We start from the raw sequence: 12,259 nt of genomic DNA on the forward strand, positions 1-12,259 counted from the left end.
GGGTACAGCACTGTTGCTTTATCTGTTTTTAAAACTACACATTAACATGACGCAAAAAAGATCACTAACGCGCGTTTTCTTATCATTCACTCTACTAGGACTTATTTATTTTTCTATTTTGCCTGCGGCTTTTGCTCAGGAGGGTGATATTCCTACAGATCCGGCAATCATTAGTGCTGGTAAATCTTTGTTCGATGGTAACTGTAAAACTTGTCACAGAGTCAATGCAAAACTTGTTGGACCTGCCTTGCAAGATGTTTACAACCGTGCTCCTTCTATAGATTGGATAGTGAGCTTTGTAAATAACTCTTCTAAAGTAATTGGTAGTGGAGATGAATATGCAGTTGCGCTTTACGAAGAATACAATAAAACTCAAATGACAGCCTTCCCTTCTTTTGACAGGGATCAGGTGATGTCAATTTTAGCATATGTAAAACAAGAGACGGATAATCCTACTGTTGCTGCTGGACCAGCAGTTGATGATCCCAAAACACCAGGTGAAACTGGAGTTGCTTCTACATATATTAATGCCATCATGGTTGGTCTTATCATTGTTTTGGTATTGATTCTTGTTGTTTTAATACTCATTACAACTATACTTCAGAAGTATCTTAATCAAAGAAATGACCTTGATGAGGATGATAAGGCCATTGTTAATCCAACAGTAAGTCTTGATGGATTAGTGAAAAGCAAGCCATTTATCTTTATAGTAATTTTCCTTTTTGCGGCCATAGCTTTCAAAGTGGTTATCAATAATCTATATGCTGTTGGAGTTCAAATTGGTTATGCACCTAAGCAACCAATCGCATTCTCTCATAAAATTCACGCTGGTCAGTATGAAATTGACTGTAATTACTGTCACACAGGTGTTAGAAAAAGTAAGAGTGCAAATATCCCTTCTCCAAACATTTGTATGAACTGTCACAGTGCAGTAAAAACTGAGTCTCCCGAGATTCAGAAAATTTATGCTGCTATTGAAAATGATAGGCCTATAGAATGGGTAAGGGTTCATAATTTGCCTGATTTGGCATATTTCAATCACTCTCAACACGTAGAGGTTGGTGGTATTGAGTGTCAGACCTGTCACGGACCTATTGAAGAGATGGATGTTGTAAGACAGCACTCTTTATTAACTATGGGCTGGTGTATTGATTGTCACAGAAAGACAGATGTTAATACTAAAGGAAATGAATACTACGATAAGTTAGTGGAGCTTCACGATGAAGGAAGCAAAGAGGCACTGAAAGTTGAAGATATAGGCGGTTTGGAATGTTCTAAGTGCCACTATTAATATATAAGAATCTAAGATTACATCGATATAAAAAACATGATGAAAGATAATAAAAAGACATACTGGAAGGGTATTGAGCAATTATCTAACGATCCTGAATTTGTAAAACACGCAGACAAGGAGTTTCCTGAGTTTTTGCCTATCAATCAGAACGATGAGGGAGAAGGAAGCAGTAGAAGAGATTTTCTTAAAATGATGGGTTTCGGTATCGCAGCAGTTTCATTAGCAGCTTGCGAGGCTCCTATCAGAAAAGCAATTCCTTATGTTAACAAGCCAGTGGATGTTGATCCGGGAGTACCTAATTACTACGCATCAACTTATGCCAGTGGAGGTGACTACTGCAGTATCGTTGTAAAAACTAGAGAAGGGCGTCCTATCAAAATAGAAGGTAATAAGCTTTCTAAAATCTCTCAAGGTGGTACTAATGCTCAAGTAGAAGCATCTGTTTTATCACTTTATGATAACGAAAGATTAAGAGGTCCTAAAGCAGGCACTGAAAATACTGATTGGTCTACTATAGATAAAGAGGTAATCACAAAATTGGGAGCTATTGCAGCTCAGGGTGGCCAGATTAGAATTGTTTCTAATACTATTCTTAGCCCAACCACTAAAAATGTAATTGAAGAATTTAAAGCTAAATATCCAAATACTGAGCATGTAACTTACGATGCGATATCAGCATCAGGTATGCTTAAGGCCAATGAGGCATCTTTTGGAGTAAAAGCACTTCCTTCTTATGATTTCAGCAAAGCAGATGTAATAGTAAGTTTTGCTGCCGATTTCTTAGGAACTTGGATTTCACCGGTTGAATTCACAAAACAATATAGCAAAACAAGAAAACTAGGTGATGGCAAAAAGACAATGTCTCGTCATTATCAGTTTGAATCTAACTTGTCATTAACTGGATCTAACGCAGATTACAGAACTCCAATTAAACCTTCTGAGGAAGGTAAAGCCGTTGCAGCACTTTATAATGCAATAGCTTCTAAAACCGGAGGTTCTTCTGTAGGTGGTGCCGGTAAGTTTGATCATATCGATAAAGCGGCAGCTGATTTGCTTAAAGCTAAAGGCAAGTCGATTGTTGTTTCTGGTTCTAATAATGCTGGGATCCAGACACTCGTTAATGGTATTAATGCGATGTTGGCTAATTATGGTGCGACTATCGATTTAAATAAATCTGCTAATTACCGTCAGGGTGATGATGAGTCTATGGACAAATTCGTTGCTGATCTTAAAGGTGGTAGAGTAGCGGGTGTTATATTCTTAAACTGTAATCCGGTTTACAATCATAAAGCTGGGGCAGATATCAAAGCAGGATTAAGTAAAGTTTCTCTTAAAGTGTCTACATCAGACAGACCAGATGAAACGGCAATTCTTGCTGATTATACAGCTCCTGATCATCACTTCCTTGAAAGCTGGAATGATGCAGAGCCTAAGAAAGGTTCATATAGCTTAAGTCAACCTACTATCACTCCAATTTTTAAAACTCGTCAGGCTCAGGAGAGCTTAATGAGATGGGCAGGTGTTGAAGGTGATTACTATACGTATTTAAGAAATTACTGGAAACAGAATATGGCATTCAGCGGAAGCTTTGACACATTCTGGGATCAAACATTATACAGCGGTGTATTAGAGGTTGCTAGTGAAGAAGAAGTTGCTTCTTTAGAATTCGCTGGTGATGTTAATGCAGCTGCTTCTCAAGCTACTTCTGTTAAAGGTGGTGAGCTAGAGTTAGCGATCTATCAAAAAGTAGGTATTGGTGATGGTTCTCAAGCCAACAACCCTTGGTTACAAGAGATGCCAGATCCCGTTTCTAAATCTACTTGGGATAACTACCTAACTGTTTCTCAAGCCTGGGCTAATGCCAATGGAGTTACGGCTTTCGAAGGAAAGAGTAACATGGCAACGCTTACAGCCGGTGGAGTTTCAGTTGAACTTCCTATCTTGATTCAACCAGGGCAGGCACCAGGTACAGTAGGCGTGGCTTTAGGTTACGGAAGAACAAGTGCTGGTAAAGTAGCTAATGGAAGAGGTAAAGATGTGTTTCCTTTATTGGGATATACAGGAGCTGTTACTGTAGCTAAATCTGATGAACTATATCAGATTGCTCAGACACAAACGCACCAGACTTACATGGGTAGAGAAACTGTAGTACAGGAATCTATTCTTAGTAAATATCAAAAGAATCCTAAGGCAGGAAGATACGAGCCAATGGTATCTTCATGGGCAGAAGAAGGAGGAAAGACTAACTCTGGAAACTTAAGTTTGTGGGAAGGTCACAAATATAAAAATCATCATTGGGGTATGGTGATTGACATGAACTCATGTACTGGTTGTAGTGCATGTCATGTAGCATGTCAGTCAGAAAATAATATTCCAGTTGTAGGGCGTCAGGAGGTTATCAACAGACGTGATATGCACTGGATCAGAATTGACAGGTATTATAGCAGTGATGCGCAGCCTGGTGATTTGGAGGCAATGGAAGTAGCTGCTGCTAATCCGGAAGTGACATTCCAGCCAATGATGTGTCAGCATTGTAATAATGCACCTTGTGAGACTGTTTGTCCGGTAGCCGCTACTACTCACAGTACTGAAGGTCTTAACCAAATGACTTATAACAGATGTATTGGTACGAGATATTGTGCTAACAACTGTCCTTATAAAGTGCGAAGATTTAACTGGTTTAAATACCACGATAACTCTCAGTTTGAAGATGTTAACACTGCAATGAATAATGACTTGGGTAAAATGGTATTGAACCCTGACGTTACTGTTCGTTCTAGAGGTGTAATGGAGAAATGTTCTCTTTGTATTCAGAGAATTCAATATGGCAAGCTAGAAGCTAAGAAGGAAAATAGAAGACCGAAGGATGGAGAAATAGATATAGCTTGTGCTAGCGCTTGTCCTGCTGATGCTATTATGTTCGGAGATATGAACGATAAGGACAGCAGAATTAGCAAATTATTGAAAATCAAAGACACAGAAAAAGCTGACTACATTATTGAAAAGGAAATTGGCGAGCCAAGAGCTTACCATGTACTTGAGGAGATTGGAGTTAAGCCAAATGTGACGTATTTGACTAAGATCAGAAACAAAGAAGAAGCATAATTAAACAATTAAAGACCTAATTAAATTATAAAATATGCAAGTTACTTCAACCGTACGCGAAGCGCTAGTAACCGGTAACAAGACCGTCCATGACGTAACGGAAGATATCTGTAGACAGGTAGAGGGGAAACCGACCAAATCCTGGATGCTGGGAATGGCCGTTTCTTTGGCTGCTCTGGGTATTGGAGCTTATGCGGTACTAACTTTATTATGGCAAGGTATAGGCGTTTGGGGTCTTAATAAGACCGTTGGCTGGGCCTGGGATATCACCAACTTCGTATGGTGGGTAGGTATTGGTCACGCTGGTACGCTGATCTCAGCTATCCTTTTATTATTCAGACAGAAGTGGAGAATGTCTATTAACAGAGCGGCAGAAGCGATGACAATTTTCGCTGTTATTTGTGCTGCTATGTTCCCTGCACTTCATATGGGTCGTCTTTGGTTAGGTTTTTACTGGGCTTTACCGCTACCAAACACATTCGGTTCGTTATGGGTAAACTTTAACTCACCACTTCTTTGGGACGTTTTCGCAATTAGTACATACTTTACCGTTTCATTAGTATTCTGGTACATAGGTCTTATTCCTGATTTTGCTTCTATTAGAGATCGAGCTAAAAACAAAATATCAAAAGCGGTATATGGTGCACTTAGCTTTGGCTGGGATGGTGCAGCTAAAACGTGGTCAAGATACGAGTCAGTTGCTTTGATTCTTGCTGGTTTGGCAACACCACTTGTTCTTTCTGTACACACCATTGTATCAATGGACTTTGCAACATCAGTTATACCAGGATGGCATACTACAATTTTCCCTCCATACTTCGTTGCTGGAGCGATTTTCTCTGGTTTCGCCATGGTATTAACATTGATGCTTGTAACAAGAAAAGTATTCAAATTGGAGGATTACATCACTATCAACCATATAGAGTTGATGAACATTGTAATCATTATTACAGGATCAATTGTAGGTATAGCTTATATCACTGAGTTCTTTATCGCTTGGTACTCTGGGGTTGAAGCTGAGCAATATGCATTTATTAACAGAGCATTTGGTCCTTACTGGTGGGCATACGCTACTATGATGACTTGTAATGTTATCTCACCTCAGTTATTCTGGGTTAAAAGTATCAGAACCAATATCGCTGCAACTTTCATTCTTTCGATTGTGGTGAACATCGGTATGTGGTTTGAAAGATTCGTTATTATCGTTACATCGCTACACAGAGACTTTTTACCATCTAGTTGGGCGATGTTCTATCCAACATTTTATGATGTAGGTGTATATCTGTTCACCTTCGGTTTATTCTTTACTGCTTTCCTATTGTTTGCTAAGTTCTTCCCTGTAATCAATATGGCAGAAGTAAAAAGTATCATCAAGTCATCATCTTTAAAAGAGAAGAAATAATGGAAAGTAATAAACACTTTGTTTTAGGAGTATATGAAGACGAAGATGTTCTCTTAGATGCTGTAGGCAAGGTAAGAGAGAGCGGAGTTAAGATTCACGAAGTATATTCTCCATTTCCGGTTCACGGATTGGATGGAGCTTTAGGTTATAAAATGACCAGACTTCCAAAAGCAGCCTTTATGTTTGGCTTGTTAGGAACAACATTGGCTTTGACAATGCAAATTGGAATGCTAGGTTTTGACTGGCCAATGATTATTGGAGGTAAAGACTTCTTTTCTATACCGCCATTTATTCCTGTTACTTTCGAACTAACAGTTCTGTTATCAGCACTTGGTATGGTAGGGACATTCATGATTGTGAGTGACCTGAAACCATATAAGAAGCCAAGGATTTATGATATCAGAATTACTGATGATAAGCACGTGATGGCTATTGATCTTGCTAAAAACAAGATGAGCAAGGATGAGATTAAAAAGATCATTCAGGGCAGTGGTGCCAGTGAGGTCAATGATAAAGATTTTGAAGAATAAGAACTTTCAGATAGGCATGAAAATATATAGAAATATTAATTACGCGATTGTTGTAGCCCTAGGAGTTGCACTTACTGGCTGTGGAGCTGGTGGTGAAAATCAGGGATTAGAATATGCGCCAAACATGTATCACTCTGTTCCTTACGAGCCATTATCTCAGATAACTGATGAAGAAGCAGGAGAGGCAGCACAGATTTTAAATAATACTGGCGATGGTCATGGAGAGTATTACAATTCTAATCCATTGAATAAGAATGGAATGACGATGAGAACCCCTCCGGCTAATACTGTTGCTAGAAATAAAAATGGATATCTGCCATACAGAATCCCTAAGGATAGTTTGGAGCTAGCCGCCAGAGTTATGGTTAGTCCTATCGATAGTACAATGGCTGAGGCTGCTATTAAAGATGGAAAAATTCTTTATAACAGATATTGCGAACATTGCCATGGTGACAAAGGTGCTGGTGATGGACTTGTAGCTAGCCCTCGTGCGGGTGATCCTGATGGATTACCAGTGTTTGCTGGTGTAGCCAACCTTAAAAGTGATGCTTTAAAAGGAGTATCAGAAGGTCACATTTTCCATGTTATTACCTGGGGTAAAGGATTGATGGGAGCTCATGGTTCTCAGGTTAGCCCTGAAGACAGATGGAAGATCGCCAAATATGTTAAAACGTTACAGAAATAAGTGCTCACAAGAGTAATTGAAGAATAGTAAATCGAATAGCAAATGACTGAAGAAAGATTTTCATTTACCGCTAGTGCAAAGAAAACCCTAATGATAGTGGGTGTAATAGGCATCGTTCTATTAGTAGTTGGCACTATCTCATCAATGTCTGGTGGACATGCTGAAGAAGGTGAGCACGCAATAAATACAATTACATCTCAAACTGATCTAACAGCTAGTCTGGAAGAAGGACCTGAGCATGCCGCTGAGGAAGCGCATGGTGGTGGAGAGCATCACGGTAGTGCACCTTGGTTAAAAAGACTTTTTACTAACCTTTGGATTAACAATATCTATTTTACAGGATTAGGAATCATTGGTTTGTTCTTTGTGGCTATACAGTACGCGACTCAAGCTGGTTGGTCGGCTGGAATGAAAAGAATTCCTTTAGCAATGGCACATTGGCTTCCGATTGCAGGAGGTTTGATGTTAATCTCATGGTTTGTTGTTAATCATGATGTATTCCATTGGACAAGTGCAGGTTTGTATGCACCAGTTGCTGAAGGTGGAGATGAGATTATACAGGGTAAGGCCGCAATGTGGTACTGGCCATTAGAAATTGGGTCTTTCCCACTTTTCTATGTTCTTAGAATAGTAGTTTTCTTCGGTCTTTGGATCATGTTCTTCATGTGGATCAAAAAGGAAATGCTTGCAGAGGACTTAGATGGTGATGTTAAACACTGGTATACAGCTCGTAAGTATTCAGCTATATTTTTAGTGATTTTTGCAGTAACTTCTTCAATTGCTGCGTGGGACTGGGTAATGTCTATTGATCCTCACTGGTTCAGTACTATGTTTGGATGGTATGTGTTTGCCAGCTGGTGGGTTAATGGCCTTGCAGTAATTACTTTAATAGTAGTAGTACTTAAGCAGAATGGTTACTTGTCTATTATCAACTCAAACCATTTGCATGATATTGGTAAGTTCGTTTTTGGATTTAGCATCTTCTGGACTTACATCTGGTTCTCTCAGTTCTTGTTGATCTATTATGCTAACATTCCTGAAGAGACAGTTTATTTTATTGAAAGACTTGGAGCCAGCCAGTACAAATGGGTGTTCTTCCTTAATTTAATATTAAACTTCTTCCTTCCTTTCTTGTTGTTGATGACAAGAGATGCGAAGCGACATATGTCAATGTTGAAAGTAGTTATGCCTATAATTATTGTAGGTCACTGGTTCGACTTTTACTTGATGATTACTCCAGGAGTAATGCAAAAAGATGGAACTTTCGGGTTCGTAGAAATTGGAATGGCTATGATCTTTGGAGTAGCATTCTTATTTGTAACATTATCTAATTTGGCCAAGGCACCATTGTTTGCCAAAAACCACCCAATGTTACAAGAGAGTTTACATCACCACATTTAATTAAAATAAGAGATAAATTAAAATAATATGTTCGAAGTTATAATTGCTGTAGGTGTTCTGCTTCTTCTGGTTATTCTGTACACTTTATTCAGAATAGGAACACTAGTTAATGTAGTTAAGGGTACGGATAAGAAGATCGTAAGTACTAGTAATAAAGTGAATGCGGCACTCATGATGATTTTCCTGGTTGCTGGATTGGCGTTCATGTTCTGGTACTCATGGACATATTTTGATAAATACACATTGCCTGTTGCTTCTGAGCATGGCATGTTAACGGATCAGCTTTTTTGGATAACAACCGCTGTTACAGGAGTGGTTTTCGTCCTTACCAATGTTCTATTGTTTTGGTTTAGTTATAAATACCAATACAAAGAAGGGGTGCGAGGTAAGTTTTTTCCTGACAATACAAAACTTGAAATGATATGGACAATAGTGCCTGCTATTGTTTTGGTTGGTTTAGTATTTACAGGCCTTAAAGCATGGAATGATATTACAGGTGAAGCTTCTGAGGATGCAGAGGTTATTGAAGTGATGGGATACCAGTTTGCATGGGCAGCAAGATACCCTGGAGTTAAGGATAATCAGCTTGGAAATTATAATTATCAATTGATTGATGATCAGTCTGGTAACTTGTTTGGTATTGATGTTACTGACGAAAATTCTTATGATGATTTTACTCCTCTGGAACTACACCTTCCAAAAGGTAAGGAAGTGTTGTTGAACATTAGAGCGAGAGACGTACTTCATAGTGTTTTCTTGCCTTATCAGAGAGTTAAGATGGATGCAGTTCCTGGTATGCCAACACGTTTTAAGTTTATTGCAACTAAGACAACTCAGGAAATGAGAGATGAAACTGGTGATCCAGAATTCAACTATTTCCTTACTTGTACTGAAATTTGTGGAAGAGGTCACTTTTCAATGAAAATGACAGTAGTTGTTGATGAGATTGAAGATTATGAAAAATGGAAAGCTGAGCAACAAACGTGGCTAAAGCTTAATCCTGATTTCTTAGAGCAGATTCCTGCTGACAAGAGAGAGTTAGCTAAGATTAAGGCTGGCATTGAAAATAACGAATTAGAAGCATCATTTTAAGATAATATAATATGGCTACGGCAGATATACATATTGCAGAAGATACACATCACGATGATCATGAGCACGATCATGACCACAGCACCAATTTTTGGACGCATTATATATTCACTACTGATCATAAAATGATCGCCAAGCAGTTCCTGATTTCAGGAATTATTTGGGCATTGATTGGTGGTGCATTATCAGTTATATTCAGACTTCAGCTTGGTTTTCCAGAAGCACAATTAGGTTGGTTAAAACCAATCCTTGGAGAATGGATAACTGCAGAAGGTAAAATTGATCCAGAATTCTACTTGGCTCTTGTTACAATGCATGGTACCATCATGGTATTCTTTGTATTAACAGCAGGGCTTAGCGGTACTTTTAGTAACTTTTTGATCCCTCTACAGATTGGTGCAAGGGATATGGCATCAGGTTTCATGAACATGCTGTCATACTGGTTTTTCTTTGCATCTAGTGTAATCATGTTAACCTCTTTGTTTATTGAAACAGGGCCTGCTTCAGGTGGTTGGGTAATTTATCCTCCATTAAGTGCATTGCCACAAGCTGTTAACGGGTCAGGTCTAGGTATGACATTGTGGTTGACCGCAATGGCGCTGTTCATTGTTTCTACATTACTTGGAGGTATAAACTATATTACAACGGTAATTAACTTAAGGACACAAGGAATGTCTTTCACTAAGTTGCCATTGACAATATGGGCTTTCTTCTTAACAGCCATTATAGGTTTGTTATCATTCCCAGTATTATTTTCAGCAGCATTGCTACTGATTTTTGATAGAAGTTTCGGTACAAGTTTTTACTTATCTGACATTTATATTAATGGTGAGGCTTTGCCTAATCAAGGTGGTAGCCCTATCTTATTCCAGCATTTGTTCTGGTTCTTAGGTCACCCGGAAGTATATATCGTATTACTTCCAGCATTAGGTATTACATCTGAAATTATAGCTACAAATTCTAGAAAACCAATATTTGGTTATAAAGCAATGATTGGTTCAATGCTATTTATTGCAATTCTATCATTTGTGGTATGGGCTCATCATATGTTTGTTACAGGTATGAATCCATTCTTAGGATCTGTGTTCATGTTATTGACATTGATAATAGCAGTACCTTCTTCTGTAAAGGTATTTAATTACCTCACTACGCTTTGGAAGGGTAACATTAGGTTCACTACTGCTATGTTATTTTCTATAGGGTTAGTATCCTTCTTTATTTCAGGAGGATTGACAGGAATTCATTTGGGTAACGCTGCTATTGATATTCAATTACACGATACTTACTTTGTAGTTGCTCACTTCCACTTGGTAATGGGTAGTGCATCATTTTTTGGAATGATGGCCGGTGTATATCACTGGTTCCCTAAAATGTTTGGAAGAATGATGGATGCCAAGCTTGGCTATATCCATTTCTGGTTGACATTTGTTGGAGTGTATTTAGTATTCTTCCCAATGCATTACATTGGTATAGCGGGCTATCCAAGAAGATATTATTCATTTACAAACTTCGATGCATTCAATTCGTTCTCTGATTTGAATATGCTGGTAAGTATTGCTGCTATTTTAACATTGGCAGCTCAGTTTATATTCTTATTCAACTTCTTCTACAGCATATGGAGAGGTAGAAAAGCACCTGCTAACCCATGGCAGTCTACTACTTTAGAGTGGACTACTCCTGTTAATCCAGGACATGGTAACTGGCCTGGAGAAATTCCAACAGTTTACAGATGGCCATATGATTACAGTAAGCCTGGTGCTAAAGATGATTTTATTCCTCAGCATATCCCATTCTCTGAAACTCCTGAATCAAATCTTGATGAAGAGAATGATTTGATCAAACTGGAAGGTGCTGGTAGCGGAAAGTCTATTGTAATAGATGAAAAATAACACAGATAAAGAGTTGAGTAGGCTTGGAAGATTTAGCCTACTTACTCTTATTTCTGTTTACTTTCTAATACTCGTTGGTGGTATAGTAAGAAGTACCGGTTCTGGTATGGGATGTCCTGATTGGCCTAAGTGTTTTGGTAATTGGGTGCCTCCAACTTCAATATCCGAATTGCCCTCTGATTATAAGGAAGTATATTCAAACAAACGCGCTAAGAAAAATCAAAAGTTGGCAGTTTATCTACAGACATTAGGGTTTAACAATCTGGCTTCAGATATCTTGAATGATGAATCTATTTTGGAGGAAGCTGATTTTAATCCTGTAAAAACCTGGATTGAATATGTAAATAGACTTGTAGGTGTGCTAATAGGCCTTTTTATTATTGTCACTGTTTATTTATCGACCAAGTTTTTTAGATCTGACAGAAAGCTGTTTTATACAAGTTTAGCGACATTAATACTTGTCATTTTTCAAGGCTGGATAGGCTCCCTGGTGGTGTCTACAAATTTGATTCCTTTTATGGTAACAATTCATATGCTTTTGGCCTTAGTTATAGTAGCTATGCTATCGTGGATTGTAATTAGATCAAACCCGGATTTATTGGTTAAAATTGATTCAAGATCAACTGTTTCATATTTGTTAATAGCCTGCATGCTGGTTTTGACCATACAGATTGTATTTGGGACTCAAGTTAGAGAGGCCATTGATAGTGTGGCGGCATCTTTACAATATAGTCAGCGTGGCCAATGGATTCAGAATCTAGGAGCTGAGTTTTTTATACACCGTTCTTTTTCATGGGTAGTACTTATTCTTCATGGCTTGTTGATGTATAAGCTTTTAAAAATGAAGTTTGAATCAAAGAT

Annotated in this window: 9 protein-coding genes; all 9 read left to right on the forward strand. The window is 38.3% G+C overall.

The features are described from left to right. Positions 1-1,291 (forward strand): c-type cytochrome (locus tag E1140_RS05695; protein WP_343034155.1); only part of this gene is annotated, 1,291 nt, incomplete at its 5' end. 39 nt (positions 1,292-1,330) lie between these two features. Continuing rightward, complete coding sequence (locus E1140_RS05700; protein WP_155180097.1) at positions 1,331-4,399, forward strand: TAT-variant-translocated molybdopterin oxidoreductase; 3,069 nt, start codon at positions 1,331-1,333, stop codon at positions 4,397-4,399. 34 nt (positions 4,400-4,433) lie between these two features. After that, positions 4,434-5,801 (forward strand): NrfD/PsrC family molybdoenzyme membrane anchor subunit, encoded by a 1,368-nt coding sequence (gene nrfD / locus E1140_RS05705; protein WP_155180100.1) that lies wholly within the window; start codon positions 4,434-4,436, stop codon positions 5,799-5,801. Further along, on the forward strand, positions 5,801-6,331 hold the full coding sequence (locus E1140_RS05710) for a DUF3341 domain-containing protein (protein WP_155180104.1): 531 nt from the start codon (positions 5,801-5,803) through the stop codon (positions 6,329-6,331). The genes nrfD and E1140_RS05710 overlap by 1 nt, the downstream gene beginning before the upstream one ends. Before the next feature lie 16 nt (positions 6,332-6,347). Next, on the forward strand, positions 6,348-7,016 hold the full coding sequence (locus E1140_RS05715) for a c-type cytochrome (RefSeq protein WP_155180120.1): 669 nt from the start codon (positions 6,348-6,350) through the stop codon (positions 7,014-7,016). Between the two features lie 42 nt (positions 7,017-7,058). Next, positions 7,059-8,417: a quinol:cytochrome C oxidoreductase gene (locus E1140_RS05720; RefSeq protein WP_155180107.1), complete on the forward strand. Its 1,359-nt coding sequence runs from the start codon at positions 7,059-7,061 to the stop codon at positions 8,415-8,417. A 27-nt stretch (positions 8,418-8,444) separates the two neighbouring features. Next, on the forward strand, positions 8,445-9,509 hold the full coding sequence (locus E1140_RS05725) for a cytochrome c oxidase subunit II (RefSeq protein ID WP_155180110.1): 1,065 nt from the start codon (positions 8,445-8,447) through the stop codon (positions 9,507-9,509). An 11-nt stretch (positions 9,510-9,520) separates the two neighbouring features. Further along, on the forward strand, positions 9,521-11,398 hold the full coding sequence (locus E1140_RS05730; protein ID WP_155180114.1) for a cytochrome c oxidase subunit I: 1,878 nt from the start codon (positions 9,521-9,523) through the stop codon (positions 11,396-11,398). Beyond that, positions 11,388-12,259: COX15/CtaA family protein (locus tag E1140_RS05735; protein WP_155180117.1), on the forward strand; the 872-nt coding region annotated here is incomplete at its 3' end. The genes E1140_RS05730 and E1140_RS05735, both read left to right, overlap by 11 nt.

Source organism: Fulvivirga lutimaris, from assembly GCF_009711525.1.
GTDB classification, from domain to species: Bacteria; Bacteroidota; Bacteroidia; order Cytophagales; family Cyclobacteriaceae; genus Fulvivirga; species Fulvivirga lutimaris.